General features: G+C 29.4%; 19 protein-coding genes and 2 pseudogenes. 12 read left to right on the forward strand and 9 right to left on the reverse strand.

All coding sequences use genetic code 11. The features are described from left to right. Nucleotides 1-12: 12 nt before the first annotated feature. The 12 genes from V3V28_RS09530 to ettA all read left to right on the forward strand — a co-directional run bounded on the left by V3V28_RS09530 (nt 13) and on the right by ettA (nt 10,570). Nucleotides 13-534 (forward strand): hypothetical protein, encoded by a 522-nt coding sequence (locus V3V28_RS09530; protein WP_331364787.1) that lies wholly within the window; start codon nt 13-15, stop codon nt 532-534. Between the two features lie 132 nt (nt 535-666). Continuing rightward, the gene (locus tag V3V28_RS09535; protein WP_331364788.1) at nt 667-2,358 is read left to right on the forward strand and encodes a hypothetical protein; all 1,692 of its coding nucleotides are present in this window, start codon (nt 667-669) and stop codon (nt 2,356-2,358) included. Nucleotides 2,359-2,658: 300 nt separating this feature from the next. Further along, nucleotides 2,659-3,024 carry a DoxX family protein gene (locus V3V28_RS09540; RefSeq protein ID WP_331364789.1) on the forward strand — a complete coding sequence of 122 codons (366 nt, stop codon included), beginning with the start codon at nt 2,659-2,661 and terminating at the stop codon, nt 3,022-3,024. Then, entirely contained in the window at nt 3,011-3,406 is a 396-nt protein-coding gene (locus tag V3V28_RS09545) for an OsmC family protein (protein ID WP_331364790.1), read from the forward strand. The genes V3V28_RS09540 and V3V28_RS09545 overlap by 14 nt, the downstream gene beginning before the upstream one ends. 100 nt (nt 3,407-3,506) lie before the next feature. Continuing rightward, nucleotides 3,507-4,043 carry an NADPH-dependent FMN reductase gene (locus V3V28_RS09550; protein WP_331364791.1) on the forward strand — a complete coding sequence of 179 codons (537 nt, stop codon included), beginning with the start codon at nt 3,507-3,509 and terminating at the stop codon, nt 4,041-4,043. A 3-nt stretch (nt 4,044-4,046) separates the two neighbouring features. Continuing rightward, nucleotides 4,047-4,295 (forward strand): glutaredoxin family protein, encoded by a 249-nt coding sequence (locus tag V3V28_RS09555; RefSeq protein ID WP_331364792.1) that lies wholly within the window; start codon nt 4,047-4,049, stop codon nt 4,293-4,295. Between the two features lie 9 nt (nt 4,296-4,304). Next, nucleotides 4,305-4,742 (forward strand): MarR family winged helix-turn-helix transcriptional regulator, encoded by a 438-nt coding sequence (locus V3V28_RS09560; protein ID WP_331364793.1) that lies wholly within the window; start codon nt 4,305-4,307, stop codon nt 4,740-4,742. Nucleotides 4,743-4,844: 102 nt separating this feature from the next. Further along, entirely contained in the window at nt 4,845-5,714 is an 870-nt protein-coding gene (locus V3V28_RS09565; RefSeq protein ID WP_331364794.1) for a pirin family protein, read from the forward strand. A 196-nt stretch (nt 5,715-5,910) separates the two neighbouring features. Continuing rightward, nucleotides 5,911-7,935, forward strand: coding sequence for an NADPH-dependent 2,4-dienoyl-CoA reductase (locus V3V28_RS09570; RefSeq protein ID WP_331364795.1), 2,025 nt, complete (start codon nt 5,911-5,913; stop codon nt 7,933-7,935). Nucleotides 7,936-7,969: 34 nt separating this feature from the next. Continuing rightward, entirely contained in the window at nt 7,970-8,524 is a 555-nt protein-coding gene (locus V3V28_RS09575; RefSeq protein WP_331364796.1) for a hypothetical protein, read from the forward strand. A gap of 113 nt (nt 8,525-8,637) precedes the next feature. Continuing rightward, entirely contained in the window at nt 8,638-8,820 is a 183-nt protein-coding gene (locus V3V28_RS09580) for a CAL67264 family membrane protein (RefSeq protein WP_331364797.1), read from the forward strand. A gap of 58 nt (nt 8,821-8,878) precedes the next feature. Then, on the forward strand, nt 8,879-10,570 hold the full coding sequence (gene ettA / locus V3V28_RS09585) for an energy-dependent translational throttle protein EttA (RefSeq protein WP_331364798.1): 1,692 nt from the start codon (nt 8,879-8,881) through the stop codon (nt 10,568-10,570). A gap of 209 nt (nt 10,571-10,779) precedes the next feature. Here ettA and V3V28_RS09590 read toward each other — a convergent pair whose 3' ends face one another. The 9 genes and pseudogenes from V3V28_RS09590 to V3V28_RS09630 all read right to left on the reverse strand — a co-directional run. Further along, the gene (locus tag V3V28_RS09590; RefSeq protein WP_331364799.1) at nt 10,780-10,926 is read right to left on the reverse strand and encodes a hypothetical protein; all 147 of its coding nucleotides are present in this window, start codon (nt 10,924-10,926) and stop codon (nt 10,780-10,782) included. Between the two features lie 76 nt (nt 10,927-11,002). After that, nucleotides 11,003-11,236: a ribbon-helix-helix domain-containing protein gene (locus V3V28_RS09595; protein ID WP_331364800.1), complete on the reverse strand. Its 234-nt coding sequence runs from the start codon at nt 11,234-11,236 to the stop codon at nt 11,003-11,005. 443 nt (nt 11,237-11,679) lie between these two features. Continuing rightward, nucleotides 11,680-12,621: a hypothetical protein gene (locus tag V3V28_RS09600; RefSeq protein ID WP_331364801.1), complete on the reverse strand. Its 942-nt coding sequence runs from the start codon at nt 12,619-12,621 to the stop codon at nt 11,680-11,682. Nucleotides 12,622-13,014: 393 nt separating this feature from the next. Further along, a complete protein-coding gene (locus tag V3V28_RS09605) occupies nt 13,015-14,007 on the reverse strand; it encodes a DUF6695 family protein (RefSeq protein WP_331364802.1) in 993 nt (330 codons plus the stop codon). 3 nt (nt 14,008-14,010) lie between these two features. Then, entirely contained in the window at nt 14,011-14,253 is a 243-nt protein-coding gene (locus V3V28_RS09610; protein ID WP_331364803.1) for a DUF6095 family protein, read from the reverse strand. After that, nucleotides 14,254-15,063 carry an N-acetylmuramic acid 6-phosphate etherase gene (gene murQ, locus V3V28_RS09615; RefSeq protein ID WP_331364804.1) on the reverse strand — a complete coding sequence of 270 codons (810 nt, stop codon included), beginning with the start codon at nt 15,061-15,063 and terminating at the stop codon, nt 14,254-14,256. Nucleotides 15,064-15,185: 122 nt separating this feature from the next. After that, on the reverse strand, nt 15,186-16,016 hold the full coding sequence (locus V3V28_RS09620; protein ID WP_331364805.1) for a DUF4249 family protein: 831 nt from the start codon (nt 16,014-16,016) through the stop codon (nt 15,186-15,188). A 4-nt stretch (nt 16,017-16,020) separates the two neighbouring features. After that, a pseudogene (locus tag V3V28_RS09625) lies at nt 16,021-18,399 on the reverse strand (TonB-dependent receptor). An 83-nt stretch (nt 18,400-18,482) separates the two neighbouring features. Then, nucleotides 18,483-18,589: pseudogene (locus V3V28_RS09630) on the reverse strand (IS982 family transposase); the annotation flags it as partial.

Below are 18,589 nucleotides of genomic sequence, written 5' to 3' on the forward strand. Positions count from 1 at the left end.
ACTCAACAAATCATGACACTAGAACTCATTATATTTATTGCATCAATTGTATTCGGAATTATTCTGTATTGGAGAGAATCTCAAGGAAATGGATTGTATCGTTTTTTTAACAAGTTAATGAATTCCAAAGAATTACAAATGAAATCTACGGATAAAAAAGGATTCTTTTACCAGCAAGGTTTTTTATTAAGATTGGTTTTTGTAGTTTCATTATTCTTAATTGTTATATTAATAACTCGTTTTTTAATACCAATTGATTTAGCAACCATTTCTTTATTTGCTTCTATGATTTTTGGGACTTTAATAGGAACATATTTGGCGGGCTTTATTTTTAAATCATCAGCTATTATCGATGAGCAAACAGATTCTATAGAAGATAAGTTTCAAGAAGTTATAGAAAAAGGGAAAGATTTTATTGAAGACTTACAAACAAACGATTCAAAAGAAAAAGAAAATATTGAAGCTGAAAAATCAGCGCCAAAAGTTGAAGAAAAAAGCGCAAGAGATAGATTGAAAGATAAAGGGTTGTTATAAGTTTGCAGTAACAGTATACAGTTTAAAAGTGTTACTAAATTTAAAATTTTAGAATAAATTAAATATTAATTATAAACACATAGTTGTTCACACTATGAGTTTCTTCCCTTTGGGAGGATTAAGATAGGCTATATGATAAAAAATTATTGGAACAAAGGAGCAAAACAAAAGAAAAGAGTTATTATTTTTAGTATAATTCTAATTGGGTTATTATTCTTTTTAAGAGATGATTATCAACCTGCATTATTGTTTTTTAGAAAATTTATTTTCATTATATTATTCTGTTTTATAGTGTTGTTTTTGGGGTTGAAAAAATTCAGAAAGTCAGCTGCTACTAGAAGTAGAATTGGAATTTTATTTATACTAGCAATTTTCTTCGGAGCCATTTACTATGTAGGATTTCATTCTAAAATGTATAATTATATGCAAACTTATAATGTCTTTAACGATTTAAATCGTATCGAAATTGTAGAATTGCCTTTAACTCAAAATGAAAGAATTCAACCATTAAGAAATATTTTTTCAATGGCAAATGAATCTGTTGGTGAAACCAAAGATGTTTCTCTACCTCATTTAGTTAGAGTTGATGGTAAGAATCAGTGGACAATGGCAATTCAGCCAACCGAAAAATATGTCTGGCAAGGAATAAAAGACAATACAGAAGAAGTTTTTTCTGTGTCAAGTACAACACCTTTTCCTCGTTTTTCAAGTGAAAATAGAATTCCGGTTACATTTTCAATTGGCGAATCTTTAAAATTTAGTCGTAATACTTATAATGCGGTAGTTCAGAGGTTTAACCCTTGGATGTTGTTTAATTACGAACCAAGCGATACTTTTTATATGAAAAATGATAAAGGTGCTTGGGTTGAGGTTGTTAGTTTAATTAGATGGAAAGGATTCTTTTTCCCATATCCAACTTTTGGTGGTGTAATGGTTGTAGAAAACGGAGAACATGATTTTAACGATTATTTAGAAAGAATTACAATAGGAAAAGGAACGTATATTTCTCCTGAAGAAATGAAAAATTATGCTTACTTAACAAGGCAAAATACATTGTCAGAAAAAGTAACACGTTTACAAGCAGAATCTTTAAAGTTTCTTGCTGGTTTTTCAGACCCATTACCTTGGAACATGAAAAGTGCAGTTAAAATTCCTACAGCTCCAAAAGACCAAAACACACAACCTTATGTTACTGATTTCGATTTTTCAGATACTAAAACAGGAGCGTTTTCTGGTTTATATCATTGGTTTGGTTTAGAGCCAGTTGGTGCAGAAAGAACAAGTTTAAGTTACAGCGTTTTTATTCCTGCAGATGGTACAGATCAATTTTATTATTATGATCATGCATCAAAAAAACAAGGTTATGCAGGTGTTTCTGCAATGCCTTTAAAAGTAAAGGAATCTAAAAAAGAATACGATTGGAATGCAAATACGCCAGTAGAGTTTAGACCTTATATTAAAATGATTGCTGGTAGAAAACGAATGTTTTTTCTAGGAACAGTTTCTACAATTAGTGACAATAATCCAGAACAATTCGATGGTTCTGCAACGCCAGATTTAGCTTTGGTAGATAGCGAATATAGAGATGTTGTTTGGATTAACGCTAAAAAACCAAGCACTTGGGATGAGGAGGTTTACAATCAATTAAATGAAGCATGGCGAACTAGTGAAGGCGCAAATATATATTTTGAAAAGGAGCATACAGTGTTAGAAAAGAATCAATTAATTTTAGATTCTATAAAACTAATTTCTAAAAAGGAAAAAGACCTTAAAGAAATACAACGTCTTCAAAAAAAGATGGATTCGATTAAGTTAAACCAGTAGCTTGTGCTGAACTTGTTTCAGTATTTCACTAAAATAGTTTAGAAGCTATTTCCTGCTTTCGCTACTCGCTTTTTTTAGTTTGTTCTCTGTACAAATTTTTCATTCTTCAAAATTCACTCGAACTTACACTAAAAAAGAGCTCAAACAAACCGCTTAATCAGGGCTAAACTTGTTTGCGGTTTTTCAGAATTTAAATGAGACTTTTTTTTATATTTAACCTCATAATATTCCTTGGATTTATTTCCCTTGGTAAGTAAAATTTTATTTTGTATCTTTGTCAAGAATTTAAAAGTATACAAGATGAAAACAACAAAAATTATTTATTATATTTCTACTGGATTATTAACTTTATTAATGCTTTTTTCTGCAGGTATGTATTTCTTTAATCATGTAGAAGTTGCAGCTATGTTTGCCCGTTTTGGTTACCCAACCTATATTATTTACCCGTATGCAATAGCCAAATTATTAGGTTTAGTTGCGTTGTGGTTTGTTGCAAATAAAGCAATAAAAGAATGGGCTTACGCTGGATTTTTCTTCGCATTTATTTTAGCATTTTTTGCACATATAATGATTGGGGATGGAGAACAAATGGGAGCAATTTTAGCAATGGTATTTTTAGTTACATCTTATTTTACACATAAGAAAATTTCAAATGGCAGAGCATAAAAAAGTGGAAGTAGTTTTAACAAACAAAAATTATTTAGCAGAAATAAAAACCAGAAATCACTTTTTAACAATGGATCAATCTGTTGCTTCTGGCGGTAGCGATACTGGCGCAACACCAGTAGAATATTTATTAGCAGCAATTGGTGGTTGTGTTTCAATGACGTTAAGAGCCTACGCAGAAAGAAATGGTTTAGATGTTGGTGAAATAAAAGTAAATGTCTCTCAATTTAAAGACGAAAAAGGCACATACTTAACTGAAGAGATTTCTTTTGAAAAAGAAATGACAGAAGATCAAAAAAGAAGATTGTTAGTCTTTGCAGCTAAATGCCCAGTTGCAAAAATGGTTAAAGGAGAAACTAAAATAGTAAGCAGTATTCAGTAAGCAGTTAGTAGTAACAGTTTTCAGTTTGTCAGTTCGAGTGATTTTTGAGGAACGAAAAAACTGTATTGAGAACTAATTAAAAATAACATAATTAAATAATATGAAAAAAATAATAGCATTTGCTGGTAGTAATAGCAAAAAATCAATTAATAAAGAATTAGCAATTTATGCTTCAAGTTTAATTAAAGATGTAGAAGTTGTCGTTTTAGATTTGAATGATTTTCAAGTTCCTATATATGGAATAGATGAAGAAACAGCAAATGGAATTCCAGAACAAGCAACTGAATTTTTAAAAACTATTCATAGTTCAGACGGAATTATTTTATCGTTAGCAGAACACAATGGTAATTTTGCAGCAGTCTTTAAGAATATCTATGATTGGTCTTCTAGAATAGAGCAAAAACTATGGAATAACATTCCAATGCTATTAATGGCAACATCTCCTGGAGGTAGAGGAGGAGCATCTGTTTTATCAATTGCAAAAAGTGGGTTTCCGCATATGGGAGGAAATATAGTTGCTGATTTTTCTTTATCTAGTTTTTATGATAATTTTAATGAAGGTAAAGTTATAAATGAAGTTTTACTTGTATCTTTAGAAAAACAAGTAGACAAATTTAAGAATGCTTTAAATCAATAAAAAATGGAAATTATAATATACGGTAGAAAAGGGCATGCACATACAGTAGCTTTTAAAAATTATTTAAGAATGGCAGAAATGCCTTTTGAATATAAAGATGTAGCAATAGATGAAGAAGCAAAAAAACATACTAAAGAACTGTATAATGGTGTTATGAAATATCCAACATTAATTATCGATGGAGAAATTTATTTAACACCAACTTCAGATGAGTTTAACAAAATAATTAAAGAAGCAAGTTTAAAAGATTAATCCAAAATCATGGGAGACATTTCTAAAGACATCAACTCTAAATTTGTTAGTAACAAGTTAAAAGCACTAATCAATATAAAGTATACTTCAAATTGGTTAAGTAGTAAGGAAACTGAATTCTTTAAACCTTATGGAATTTCACCACAACAATACAATATTTTAAGAATATTACGTGGCGCGAAAGACAGAATCAAGGTTCAAATCGTAAAAGATAGAATGATTGAAAGGGCGCCAAATGCAACACGTTTAATGGATAAATTATGTGATAAAAACTTAATAGAAAGAGAACGTTGTGACCATGATAGAAGAGTCGTGTATGTTAAAATAACCAATCAAGGTTTAGAATTGTTATCAACTATTGATGACAATAAAAATCTTTCTTTTCTTGAAAATTTAACAGATGAGGAAGCAGCTATTTTAAGTAATTTATTAGATAAATTAAGATAGAAAAAATTTGCAAAAATATTTTCCTTGGAAAATAAAAAATGCCAGTTCGAGTGATTCCGATTTTTCATCGTAATTGTATCGAGAACAAATACATAAATTATCATGAAAAAATTAAAAACAATACAACATAAAGTAACAAGTCCGTTAGTTAATATGGGACCCATAAAATTGCGTCAACCATTACCAACACAAGGCATCGAAAATGTAGATCCTTTTTTATTATTACATCATTATGGGCCTTATGCAATTTCTGAATTTAATAACCCATTTGATTTAGGTCCACATCCTCACAGAGGTTTTGAGCCAATAACATTGCTTTTTAAAGGAGAACAATTACATAGAGATTCTTTGGGAAATGAGATGGTTGTAGAAGCTGGAGATGTACAATGGACAACTGCTGGCGGTGGAATTATTCACGCAGAAGGGCCAACCAAAGAATTTGTAAAAAAAGGTGGGGATTTAGAAGGGATTCAGTTGTGGTTAAACCTACCTGCAAAAGATAAAATGATGACTCCTAATTATCAACATTTAGAAGAAAAACAAATCCCGAAGTTATTTTCTAATGATAATAAAGTGCAATTAAATATAATTGCAGGAAATCAGCAACAAGAAACAGGATTGATAAAAACGCAAACTTCAGCAAATGTTTTTACAGCAAATGTTGAAAAAGGAGGAAAGATGGAAATTGAAATCCCAGAAAACCATCAATCTTTAATTTATTTACTAGATGGTGAAATTTTGGTAAATGATACAGCTGTTATACAAAAAGGAGAAAATCAAATGATAACCTTCAATCAAGACGGAAATATCATTCAATTTGAAGCCAAAGAAAAAAGTACTTTATTAATTTTGTCAGGCGAACCAATCAATGAGAAAGTTGCTCAATACGGACCTTATGTTATGAATACACAGACAGAAATTATGGAAGCGATGCGCGATTATCAAATGGGTAAAATGGGACATTTATATTAGGGCGTTCCCTAAAAAAGGGTCGCGCTTTCGGCAGTCGCTATTTTCTGAAAAAGAAAATGAGCTTCAACAAACGCTTCAATCCCTAACGCAAAAGAAAAAACTCAAGATTTTAACAAATCTTGAGTTTTTTCTTTTCAATAAATAAACATATCTTGCAAAGTATTATGCATGCATAGTAAATTCAATTCCAAGATATATGAAATACAAGCACATTTTAGAACCATTAGATTTAGGATTCACAACTTTAAAAAATAGAATCTTAATGGGTTCTATGCACACAGGTTTAGAAGAAGAAAAAAACGGTTTAGAACGTATTGCTACGTATTATGCAGAACGTGCAAAAGGAGGTGTTGGTTTAATTGTTACAGGAGGAATTGCACCAAACATTCAAGGTTGGACAGGACCTTTTGCTGCGAGAATGTCTACAAAAAAACATGCAAAACATCACCAAAAAATAACAGAAGCAGTTCATAAAGAAGGAGGGAAAATTTGTATGCAAATTTTACATTCAGGACGTTATGGATATCATCCTTTTAATGTTGCACCTTCAAAAATAAAATCACCTATAACACCTTTTAAACCATTTAAATTAACACAGTCAGGAATTAAAAGAACAATTCGAGATTTTGTAAACTGTGCAAAATTATCTAAAGTTGCAGGTTATGATGGCGTTGAGATTATGGGTTCAGAAGGGTATTTAATCAATCAATTTATTGCAAAAAGAACCAATAAAAGAACAGATAATTACGGTGGTGAATATGAAAACAGAATGCGTTTGCCAATTGAATTGGTAAAACAAACAAGAGAAGCTGTTGGTAAAGAGTTTATTATTATCTACAGATTATCAATGTTAGATTTGGTAGAAAACGGTTCTTCTTGGGAAGAAGTTGTTCAACTAGGTAAAGAAATTGAAAAAGCCGGAGCAACCATTATAAATACAGGAATTGGTTGGCATGAATCTAGAGTTCCAACAATTGCAACATCTGTTCCAAGAGCAGCGTTTACTTGGGTTACTAGAAAAATGAAAGAAGAATTATCAATTCCTTTGATAACTTCAAACAGAATAAATATGCCAGAAACTGCAGAAAAAATACTTTCAGAAGGAGATGCTGATATGATTTCTATGGCAAGACCATTTTTGGCAGATCCAGAATGGGTAAATAAAGCAGAGCAAGAAAAAGCTGATGAAATTAATACTTGTATTGGTTGTAATCAAGCTTGTTTAGATCACGTTTTTGAGCAAAAAGTAGCAAGTTGTTTGGTAAATCCTAGAGCTTGTCATGAAACAGAATTAAATTATAACCCAACAGAAAATAAAAAGAAAGTAGCAGTAATCGGCGCTGGGCCTGCAGGATTAGCAGCAGCTACAATTGCAGCACAAAGAGGACATATAGTTACTTTGTTTGATGCCGATAAAGAAATTGGTGGTCAGTTTAATATCGCAAAACAAATTCCTGGAAAAGAAGAATTTTATGAAACGTTGCGTTATTTTAATAAACAAATTGAGTTGCATAATGTAACCGTAAAATTAAATACAAGAGTTTCTACTGAAGATTTATTAAAATCTGATTTTGATGAAATTGTCTTAGCAACAGGAATTAAACCAAGAGAGTTAAAAATAGAAGGTATTAATCATCAAAAGGTATTAAGTTATATTGATGTATTAAAGCTGAAAAAACCAGTAGGAAAACGTGTTGCAGTAATTGGAGCAGGAGGAATTGGTTTTGATGTTTCAGAATATTTAACACATGAAGGAGAATCATCAGCTTTAAATATAGATACTTGGTTAAAAGAATGGGGAATAGATAAATCTATGAAAGCAAGAAGTGGAATAGAAGGTGTAAAACCAGAATTTCATCCATCACCAAGAGAAGTCTTTATGTTTAAAAGAAGCAAAGGAAAATTTGGTGGAAATCTTGGTAAAACTACAGGTTGGATTCACAGATCTACTTTAAAGAAAAAGAAAGTTCAATTTATAGGTGAAGTTTCTTATACTAAAATTGATGACCAAGGTTTGCATTATACCCAAAATGAAGAAGCTAAAATTTTAGAAGTAGACAATGTTGTTATTTGTGCAGGCCAAACCCCATTTAAAGAATTGTATCAACCTTTATTAGATGCTGGTAAAAAAGTACATGTTATTGGTGGTGCAGATTTTGCTAGTGAGTTAGATGCAAAAAGAGCTATAAATCAAGGAGCTAGATTAGCTGCTAAATTGTAATTCTTTGTTTACTTTTGTTTTTCAAATAAAAAAGATGAAAAAATCATTAATTATACTATCATTATTTATAAGTTACTTCTCATTTGGACAAGAAGTTCCTGAAATGCCAAAGTTTAATGCTAAAAATGCAGCAAACCTTTTTTATTACAATTTTACAGAAATTCAAAAAAAAATAAAAATTAAAAATGCAATACTAGAAGGCAAATCATCAAAAGCTTTTAGAATTTATAATGATAAAGTAAAAGATTTATCTTTTTTAAATTTTTCACAATTACAAGAATTAGAACTTACTATAAATACATTTGGTAAAGAACTTTATACAAATAGAGATTTAGCAGAAAAGGTTCGAGAAAAAATAAAAACTACAATTACACCTATTAGAGATACTATTGAAAAAAATGAAAAGAATTTAAATGATTCCTTAAAAAGTTTTTTATCTAAAAAGCAATTTAAAAAATGGTTAAAATATCAAAGAAAAGAAAAGAAAAAATTAATTCCTAAACCTCCAGAAAACACTAATAATAGCCCTCCACCTTCAGGTATGAATAATAGAAGAAGAAATTCTGGAATGGGTGGTAGAAGGTATTAATTCTAATCATTTTGTATTAATTGTAAAAGGAAGTTTTGATTACTCAATCACTTCCCTTGAACAAGCAAATTAATTTAACGATATTTGCGAATCTAACTAACTAATTACGAATTATGGGAATGAATAAGAATACAGTATTAGGATGGGCAACCATGCTAATGTTATTAATGGGAGTTATTTTAATTTTACTAGGTGCTTATAGATATGAAGATGTTGCTGGATGGGGTTTTGCAACCGTTGGTATTGGTTTCTTTTGTATTGCTTGGGTTTTTAATGCCTTAAAAGGAAGGGTCTAAAAAAGTCTACAGTTTTTTAGTAGCAGTATTCAAATAAAATTTAAAAATATAGTATATAATGAGCGACGATAAGAAAGTAATCTTTTCGATGAATAAGTTGTCTAAAACTTATCAATCAACAGGTAAACAAGTTTTAAAAGATATTTATTTAAGCTTCTTTTATGGAGCAAAAATTGGAATTTTAGGTTTAAATGGATCTGGAAAATCAACATTATTAAAAATTATTGCTGGTGTAGAAAAGAACTATCAAGGTGATGTTACTTTTGCACCAGGTTATAAAGTTGGGTATTTAGAGCAAGAACCACAACTAGATCCAGAAAAAACAGTTTTAGAGATTGTAAAGGAAGGAGTTGCAGAAACAGTTGCAATTTTAGATGAGTACAATAAAATAAACGATATGTTTGGTTTGGAAGAAGTCTATTCTGATGCAGATAAGATGGAAAAATTAATGAACCAACAAGCAGAATTACAAGATAAAATTGATGCTGCCAATGCTTGGGAATTAGATACCAAATTAGAAATAGCAATGGATGCTTTAAGAACGCCAGATTCTGATAAGAAAATAGGAGTACTTTCTGGTGGTGAAAAGAGACGTGTTGCTTTATGTAGATTATTATTACAAGAACCAGAAATTTTATTATTAGATGAGCCTACCAATCACTTGGATGCAGAATCTGTACACTGGTTAGAGCATCATTTAGCACAATACAAAGGAACTGTAATTGCAGTAACGCATGATAGATACTTTTTAGATAATGTTGCTGGTTGGATTCTTGAATTGGATAGAGGAGAAGGAATTCCTTGGAAAGGAAATTACGCAGAATGGTTAGACCAAAAGTCTAAAAGAATGGCACAAGAAAGTAAAACAGCATCTAAACATCAGAAAATTTTAGAAAGAGAATTAGATTGGGTTCGTCAAGGAGCAAAAGGTCGTCAAACAAAGCAAAAAGCACGTTTGAAGAATTATGACAAATTAATGAGTCAAGATCAAAAGCAAACGGATGAAAAATTAGAAATCTACATTCCAAACGGTCCACGTTTAGGTACTAATGTAATTGAATCTATTGGTGTTTCTAAAGCATTTGGAGACAAGTTATTATATGACAATTTAGAATTTAATCTTCCACAAGCAGGAATTGTTGGTATTATAGGACCAAATGGTGCTGGTAAAACTACCATTTTTAAAATGATTATGGGTGAGGAAACACCTGATGCAGGAAATTTTACTGTAGGTGAAACTGCTAAAATTGCTTATGTAGATCAAGCACATTCAAATATTAACCCAGAGAAAACAATTTGGGAAAATTTTTCTGATGGACAAGATTTAGTAATGATGGGCGGAAGACAAGTAAATTCTCGTGCTTATTTAAGTCGTTTTAATTTCTCTGGAAGTGAACAAAATAAGAAAGTAAATACACTTTCTGGTGGAGAAAGAAACCGTTTGCATTTAGCAATGACTTTAAAGGAAGAAGGAAATGTACTTTTATTAGATGAGCCAACAAACGACTTGGATGTAAATACATTAAGAGCTTTAGAAGAAGGTTTAGATAATTTTGCAGGTTGTGCAGTAGTTATTAGCCATGATAGATGGTTTTTAGATAGAGTTTGTACACACATTCTTGCTTTTGAAGGAAACAGTGATGTGTATTTCTTTGAAGGAGGTTTTTCTGAATATGAAGAAAATAAAAAGAAACGTTTAGGTGGAGATTTAATGCCAAAACGAATTAAATATAGAAAGTTAATTAGATAAATTTCTTTAGTATTAAGATTTATCAATTTTATAATATTACAAAAAAAAGCAAACTGAAAAGTTTGCTTTTTTTTTGAAATATTTTTTATAAAAATATTCAAAAACTATATGTTGTATATACGAATGTTGGCAACTGTAATTTTTAAATCAGAGAATATTTTTCAAATCCGGTCTTCCAATTATTGCCATAATTTCCACAACATTATTATTTACTTTGTAATAAATACTTCTGAACCAGAAAAACAACGTCGATATCCTTTTTTTATATAGTAGGCCGATTCAAAATAAAATGGATTTTCTGCAATAATATCAAAGTTTTCAAAGAAAGAATGGAAATATTTGTCAGCTAAAATCATTCCGAATTTTTCAACTCCGTATTTGTGGATTCTTATTAAGTCTTCCTTCGCTAAATTACTTATTTATAATTAGTCATTAAATCAAAGACTTTGATTCCGCTAATATTTGTTCTTTGCTCAAATTCGTAAACCCGCTATTTTCAGCTTTCTCCAATTTAGCACTAATCCAATCAATTTGTTTTTGTTGTTTTCTTGCTTGTCTAATTAAATCGTTTACAAGTTCACTTTTAGTAGAATATTCTTTTCTATCAACTTGATTTTTTAGCCATTCATCATTTGGTTGAGTGAACGAAATACTTTGTCTTCCCATAATGTTTTTTTTGGTGTTAATTTACACCAGAAAAGTAAATTCAGCAAATTTAATCTTCAATTTGAGTTTCGTCATTTTTATAATTGCCAACTCGTTATATAGTTATTTTTATTATCAATATCTCCTAAAAGAGTCAGGATATGGTAATTTTTCTATTGTCGTTTATCTTAAAAGATGCTTTCTTTAGGAATGGTTTTTATTTATTAGATTATGAGTAAAATAAGAGAAAAAGTTTTGGTGGAGATTTAATGCCAAAACGAACAAAGTGTAAATTAGAAAAATAAGTTATATATAAAAAGTCCCATTTTATATATAAATGGGACTTTTAACTTCTACTTTTTCTATTACAACTAATTATAGTTAATTGCTCTTTTTCTTCAAATTAATGATGCTACAAACATAGTTAACTACTGTGAAAATAAATCAAGTATAAATACCTGTTTTTAATTTCTTCTACGGGTAGTAGTACTTTTATTTTCTCTTTTTTTAGAAGCTACTTTTTCTCTAGTACTTGTTGCAGTTCGTTTTCTAACAATAGGTTTTTTATTGGTTTTCACCTTTCTGTCAGATTTTAGAGTAGTACTTTTTCTAACATTTGTTCTTTTATTGTTATCAACTGTTCTTCTTGTATTTAAATTAGTACCTCTTTTAGTTTCTAAACTTCTAGTTGTATTTTTTCTTGTAGTAGCAGGTTTTCTGTAAGTAGTATTACTTCTTTTCTTTACAGTATTTCTATTTACTTTTGTTGCTACTGGTTTTCTTCTTTTTAAAATTTTACTACGCTTACCTATTTTTGCATTTGTATTTGCTCTATAATAGTAGTAATTATTGTCTTCTCTAATTTGAGAATAATTTTTTCTAAAATCACTTCTATAAAAGTAAGTATCATTGTAGTTACAAATATCACCAATGTTTAGGTTTATTCTAAAGCCGTTGTCATAATAAAAATTATCTTTTACATGACCATAAAACTCTGGATATCCACCTCTGTTGTAACTAATTCTTAAGTTACCAACTTTGGTTAAGTTTCCTCTAAAATATCTCATATAAACGTTACCAATTCTGCTTACGTTTCCTCTATAATCATAATTTACAAACACGTTTCCAATTCTTCGAACGCGTCCTCTATAATCTCTATCTATTTTTACACCAGAACTTCTTGTTCTTCTTCCATTATAATCATAATATGTATCATTATAATTTGTATCAAAATCAAATTCTCCATTTGTGAAAATAAAAAATTCAATTCCTCTTTCTGTAAAGTTTACTGCATTGTTGTATGAGTAATTAACCCAGTTGTTGTTTGGTAAATAATTGCCGTTTTTGGCTTCAACAGTTGAAACCATCATGAACATTCCTAATAATATAAGTACACCTTTTTTCATAATATATGGTTTTAAGGGTTTTGCCTACTCTAATTGCTTTTCGACTTCCGCATTTGTTATAGTATTTTCAAATAACGTGCCAAAAAAGTAAAGATGTGGAATCAAGTAATGAATATTGTTATGATATTAATAATTAACCATCTGATTAGTATGGTCTTAATAATTTAAAAAAAAAACAGTAAAAAACTTGTAAATTGATAAAACTGTAGAAAAAGAAGCTAGTGTTAGTATAGAATATTTTGAATTTGTAATTCATCAACTAAAAAAAGTAAAAAAGGAAGATTTTAATACTTGTATTAAAGCTTCTGATAATTTAGGTTTAGGAATTGAACTAGACTAGATGCGTCTTTTGGTTTTAATGCAATGACATCTATAAAAGAGAATGTTTAAAGATTAAGATTTTTTGAAAGTAAATGTTTTGTCATTTTGTTTTATAAAAACTTCTATACAACTTGTAGGGTGTATAATTTGATATGCTTCTAAATATTCGAAACCAGTTTCTATAGTAGAAAATAAACCTTCAAAATCTTTTTTTCCATTAGAAGTAAATCTTACAATTTTGTATGTTTCAGATGCTATTTTATCTTCAATTTTAAACCAAGCACCACTTCCAATTCCACCTAACCAAGTTCCGTTTTCTAAATTAAAAATATCTAAATTTGGTTCTTCTGTTCCTTTTAAATTAGGTTCTCCTTCAAACTTATTAAAAAAGGATTCTTTATATTCTTTTAAAATTGACCTGTTTTTATAATATGTAATTTCTTGATTATAAACTTTTAATATTTCGTCATTTGTAGCTCCTTTAATTACATTTCCAATAGGACTTGGTGTAAGTATATTAGACTTCTTTAATTGTTTTGCAATTTTTTTATCATTGGTAGAATTAATAATGGTGTCTGTAACAAAACGTGCACAATTACTAGCCTCTTTTATAAATGCGCCATAAGGAATCTCTTTCTGCGCAATTAACTTTTGAATAAATTTTGTTGCTTTATTAAAATTGATTTTTTCATGAATACTAGCAACCAATCTACCATCACCATGCGTTTTTTCTGGGTGATTTTCCAACCAAAGTAAAATTTCTTTAAGATTTAATAATTTTTCGTTTTCAAACTTTGCTTCAATAGAAATTTTTAATTCGGGGTCAGTTTCTTTAGAACGAACTCTACCATTTCCATACGTAGTAATATAGCGTCCAAAATCAAAATAATTAATTTCAGATTTACCTTTTTTTAGTAACAAAAATGCAGCGTGACCAGCTTGTACAGCATGTTTTCCTCCAACACCAATTTTTGGCCAAATTTTACTAGAAGCTTCCCAGTATGCTGGTCTAACTATAGTGTCTGGATATGAAAGTATGATGATAATTCCGTCAGAAATCTGCATAAACTAATTGTTAAAAATTGCTTGTAGCAAAACCTGAATTGTTTTAAAAGCAAAGTAAATTGTAAAAATAATTAAAATTGCTGCTGCACCTATTATAAGGTAAGAAAGATACTCTTTAGGAGTATCTTTAAACTTATTTAAAGCTTTATAACCCATTGTAAGTGTAATTGGTGATGCAATAAATAGAAAAACTAAAATACCTAAATATTTTAAGCCTTTACTTAATAAGTTTAAATTAGTACTCATTTATTTATAATTTAAAATAGCATTTCTAACGTTTCCAAATTTTTCTAGAAAGATAGCAGCTTCATCTTGGTCTATATTTAATTCTTTAGCTAACATTATTTGTCCTCTTTCTACTAACTTCTTGTTAGACAATTGCATGTCTATCATTTTATTGCCTTTTATTTTTCCTAATTGCACCATTGTTGCAGTAGAAATCATATTTAAAACTAATTTTTGAGCAGTTCCTGCTTTCATTCTAGAGCTTCCGGTTACAAATTCTGACCCCACAATTACTTCCACAGGGAATTTAGAAACATTTGTCAACGGACTATTTTTATTACAAGTAATACAGCCAGTAATAATATTATTTTTGTTGCATTCCTCTAAAGCAGCAATCACATAAGGCGTTGTACCAGAAGCAGCAATACCAATAACAACATCTTTTTCTGAAATTGAATGTTCTTGTAAATCTAACCAACCTTGTGTTTTAGAATCTTCTGCATTTTCTACAGCTTTTCTAATAGCAATATCGCCACCAGCAATAAGACCAACCACCAATTCATGGGGTACGCCAAAAGTTGGCGGACATTCTGAAGCATCTAAAACACCTAAACGACCACTTGTTCCTGCACCAATATAGAAAAGCCTTCCGCCATTTTTTAGTTTTTCAACAATGTTTTCGGTTAAAGATTCTATTTGTGGTAAAGATTCTTCAACAGCAAAAGGTACTGTTTTGTCTTCGTTATTTATGTTTGTTAATAATTCTTTTACAGACATCTTTTCTAGATGATTGTATTTAGAATCTTGCTCTGTAGTTTTTATAAAAGTCATTATTCAAAAATACAGAATTCTTGGTAATATTCTGTATTATTTTTTGGACGTTTTAACGGGCTTTTCACCATCTCTTTTTAAGCTGAATTTTGTTTACCATCTCTCCTTAAAAAAAAGGGAATTTAATTTTTTTTAACTACATCTAAACTAAAAGTATCTGTTTCAGAAATATGAAAATAACCTAAAGGAAAATTTGCTTCTGTGGTTGTATTTATCATGTTTCCTAATAAAGAAGAAGGTACAGATTGAAAAGGGCCGCCACCAGTTTGCCCACTTTGATTTTGTAGTATTCTAAAATAAGTGAAAAATTCTTTTGTTATACCAAAAAGTTTAACATTTAAAGTTGAAGGCAATTCTATTTCATCCATATCTATATAATATGAAAAATTATATTCTGAACCATTTAAAAAACGATCTTCTATAGTAACATAATTGTTGAAACCAAAATTAAATAAATAGTAATTTTCTTTTTTTCCGTCATCTGTAAATGAAGTTTCTAGTTCTATTTCATCACCAAAAAACAATGTGTCATCACCTTGTTGAACATTATTAATAATAGCTGACTTTATTTTTGTTGCTTTTCCTTTATAGGTTTCATTGTCATAAAGAACTGTTAGTTCATATACAATATCATTAGCAGGAATGAATGCTGAATTTGGCTCATAACTTCCATCTGCATTTATATCAGAAAAAGGAATAACAGTATTGTTATTTAAATCTGTTAAAAACACTGTTGCATTAGATACAGTTGGTATTATATCATCAAAATAATCTGCTGATAATTTTAAATTTACAACAGTTTTTGCAGTAACGGGAGTTTCATCAAAATTGACTTCAAAAGCTGCGTCAATTACTAATTTAGGTTCAATTGTAGGAACATCAACATCAATTACTTTTTCACAATTTGCAAAAAGTAATAGAATAAAAACGAATATTATATATAGTTTTTTCATAAGATTAAAATTTGAAATTATAAGTAACAGATGGTACTAAACCAAAAATAGAAGTTTGTATAGCTTGGTTCCTTAAGGTTTCTCTGTTTTGAGTAAAGTTTATAGAAGCTGCATTTTGTCTACCATATAGGTTGTAAATACCAAAAACCCATTCTCCTTTCCAATTTCTGTTTTTGTTTTTTTTTGGTGTTAATGTTGCAGATATATCTAGTCTATGATACGTTGGCAATCTATCTGAGTTTCTTCTATTGTCATCATAAATTGGTATGTTTAAACCTTATACTTCATATTGCCCTACAGGATAATTTGTAGGTTGCCCAGTTTGAAAAATAAAATTGGTGTTAAAAGTCCATTTTTTGTTGAGTTCATAACTTGCGTTTATGGAAAAATCATGGGTTTTGTCATAAGGTGTACTATACCATTTTCCTTGGTTAATACCAGGTTCGTTCGCATTTCTTCCTTCCGTTAATTGTTCTGATCTAGATAATGTGTAGGCAACCCAACCTTTTAGTTTCCCTTCATTTTTTTTGAATAAAACTTCCAAACCATAAGCTCTAGATTTTCCTTTTAAAATAACGGTTTCAATTTCATCGTTTGCAATTAAATTAGCTCCATTTATGTAATCTATTCTATTTTGTATGTCTTTGTAAAAAACTTCTGTTTCTATAGAATAATCACCATCTTTTATTGATTTAAAATACCCAATTGCAAATTGATCTAATAATTGTGGTTTTATGTATTTTCCACTGGGTGTCCAAACATCTAATGGAGTATGAGAAGCAGTATTAGAAAGTAAGTGAAGGTATTGTGCCATTCTATTGTAACTAGCCTTTATAGAAGAGTCTTCGTTTAAAAGATAAGACATAGAAACACGCGGTTCTATATTGTTAAATCCTGCAATTGAATTACTTCTTTTAAAAGATTCTGTACCTATAGCTACTGCGGATTCGTATTTTTTGAATTCATTATTATAAACTACCGCTTGGTCATTTTTATAGATATTTAATTCACTTTGTCCTAAACGAGTAAAGTTGCTAAAACGAACTCCGTATTGTAATTGCAGCTTATCACTTATTTTATGTTCTGTATCTATATAGATTGCAAATTCATTGGCATATTTATCAATTAATTTTTCTGGTACAATTCCAGAATCATCTCTATTTGGAACAATTTCACCTGGATTAAATTTAATATAGATATTGTTAATACCGTAACTCAACTTTAGATTTTCGTTTACATAATTCTTGAAATCGTATTTTAAGTTGAAGTTAGTAATACCAGAATCCCATTCAAAACCTACAAAATCTAGTGTTAATCCGTAGAAATAATCAGAATAAATTAAAGATAGATTAGAAAATAATTTATCAGAAAATAGATGATTCCAACGTAAATTACCAACTTTGTTTCCATAAGTATTTACAAAACTATCATTAATTCCAAATACATCCTTTCCAAAATAACCAGAAAAGAAAACACTATTTCTATCATTTATACGATAGTTCAATTTTGTATTTAAATCATAAAAATATGCTTTATTATCATTGTCAAACAACGGTAAAAATAAATGAGCATATGAAGATCTACCACCCACTAAAAAAGAAATTTTCTCTTTTTTTATAGGACCTTCAATTAGTAATCTCGAAGAAACCAAACCGATTCCTCCAGTAATATCAAACTCTTTACTGTTTCCTTCCTTTTGATAAATGTCTAATACAGAAGATAATCTTCCTCCATATTTTGCAGGAATTCCACCTTTATATAATTTTACATCTTTAATTACATCCGGATTAAAAACAGAGAAAAAACCAAATAGGTGAGAAGAATTAAAAACGGTAGCTTCATCTAGTAAAATTAGATTTTGATCTGCAGCACCACCTCTAACATTAAAACCAGAAGCGCCTTCACCAGCACTGGTAACTCCAGGTAAAAGTATTAAAGATTTTATAATATCTGCTTCTCCTAAAACCACAGGAATTTGTTTTATTGAAGCCGCAGTAAGGCTATTTACACTCATTTGAGGTGTTCTAACATTTAGCTTTTCAATATTACTTTCAATAATAATTTCATCTAAACTTTCAGTTTCTTGATTTAACTTAAAGTTTTTTGTTAGTTTTTTTGATAAATTAAGAACTTCAATTTGACTTGTGTAGCCTAAATAACTGACTTGTATTTTATAACTACCTTCAGGAATTGTTATTGAATAAAAGCCATATTCGTTAGTTGTAGTTCCAGCATTTAATTCTGGGAAGTAAATAGAAACACCAATTAAAGTTTCATTGTTGCTTTGGTCGTAAACGGTTCCGCTTAATGTAATTTTTTCTTGTGCTAGTATAGACAAAGAGAAAAGTATACAGACAAAAAATATTTTTTTAATATGGATCATTTTGTTTAATGATTTATTTGTAAAACTCAACAAAAATATACTTTTTAATACGTAAATAAATGTTAAAATAACCCGTTGTGCATTTAAATAATACTAATTTTTAAGTTGTTAATATTTCTATCAAAAGTAAACTTATTAATGAATTGAATAATTGTTAATGAGGTTAATTTTGAGAGTATTCTAGTCTTAA

Origin of the sequence: Polaribacter sp., from assembly GCF_036480315.1 — a bacterium.
Lineage (GTDB): Bacteria > Bacteroidota > Bacteroidia > Flavobacteriales > Flavobacteriaceae > Polaribacter.

What these genes read in the sequence shown, in the direction of transcription:
- V3V28_RS09580 (WP_331364797.1), top strand. Translation starts at nt 8,638, where the DNA reads ATGGGAATGAATAAGAATACAGTATTAGGATGGGCAACCATGCTAATG.
- V3V28_RS09530 (WP_331364787.1), top strand. Translation starts at nt 13, where the DNA reads ATGACACTAGAACTCATTATATTTATTGCATCAATTGTATTCGGAATT.
- V3V28_RS09565 (WP_331364794.1), top strand. Translation starts at nt 4,845, where the DNA reads ATGAAAAAATTAAAAACAATACAACATAAAGTAACAAGTCCGTTAGTT.
- V3V28_RS09620 (WP_331364805.1), bottom strand. Translation starts at nt 16,016, where the DNA reads ATGAAAAAACTATATATAATATTCGTTTTTATTCTATTACTTTTTGCA.
- V3V28_RS09540 (WP_331364789.1), top strand. Translation starts at nt 2,659, where the DNA reads ATGAAAACAACAAAAATTATTTATTATATTTCTACTGGATTATTAACT.
- V3V28_RS09595 (WP_331364800.1), bottom strand. Translation starts at nt 11,236, where the DNA reads ATGGGAAGACAAAGTATTTCGTTCACTCAACCAAATGATGAATGGCTA.
- V3V28_RS09555 (WP_331364792.1), top strand. Translation starts at nt 4,047, where the DNA reads ATGGAAATTATAATATACGGTAGAAAAGGGCATGCACATACAGTAGCT.
- V3V28_RS09570 (WP_331364795.1), top strand. Translation starts at nt 5,911, where the DNA reads ATGAAATACAAGCACATTTTAGAACCATTAGATTTAGGATTCACAACT.
- V3V28_RS09610 (WP_331364803.1), bottom strand. Translation starts at nt 14,253, where the DNA reads ATGAGTACTAATTTAAACTTATTAAGTAAAGGCTTAAAATATTTAGGT.
- murQ (WP_331364804.1), bottom strand. Translation starts at nt 15,063, where the DNA reads ATGACTTTTATAAAAACTACAGAGCAAGATTCTAAATACAATCATCTA.
- ettA (WP_331364798.1), top strand. Translation starts at nt 8,879, where the DNA reads ATGAGCGACGATAAGAAAGTAATCTTTTCGATGAATAAGTTGTCTAAA.
- V3V28_RS09590 (WP_331364799.1), bottom strand. Translation starts at nt 10,926, where the DNA reads ATGATTTTAGCTGACAAATATTTCCATTCTTTCTTTGAAAACTTTGAT.
- V3V28_RS09545 (WP_331364790.1), top strand. Translation starts at nt 3,011, where the DNA reads ATGGCAGAGCATAAAAAAGTGGAAGTAGTTTTAACAAACAAAAATTAT.
- V3V28_RS09535 (WP_331364788.1), top strand. Translation starts at nt 667, where the DNA reads ATGATAAAAAATTATTGGAACAAAGGAGCAAAACAAAAGAAAAGAGTT.
- V3V28_RS09605 (WP_331364802.1), bottom strand. Translation starts at nt 14,007, where the DNA reads ATGCAGATTTCTGACGGAATTATCATCATACTTTCATATCCAGACACT.
- V3V28_RS09575 (WP_331364796.1), top strand. Translation starts at nt 7,970, where the DNA reads ATGAAAAAATCATTAATTATACTATCATTATTTATAAGTTACTTCTCA.
- V3V28_RS09600 (WP_331364801.1), bottom strand. Translation starts at nt 12,621, where the DNA reads ATGAAAAAAGGTGTACTTATATTATTAGGAATGTTCATGATGGTTTCA.
- V3V28_RS09560 (WP_331364793.1), top strand. Translation starts at nt 4,305, where the DNA reads ATGGGAGACATTTCTAAAGACATCAACTCTAAATTTGTTAGTAACAAG.
- V3V28_RS09550 (WP_331364791.1), top strand. Translation starts at nt 3,507, where the DNA reads ATGAAAAAAATAATAGCATTTGCTGGTAGTAATAGCAAAAAATCAATT.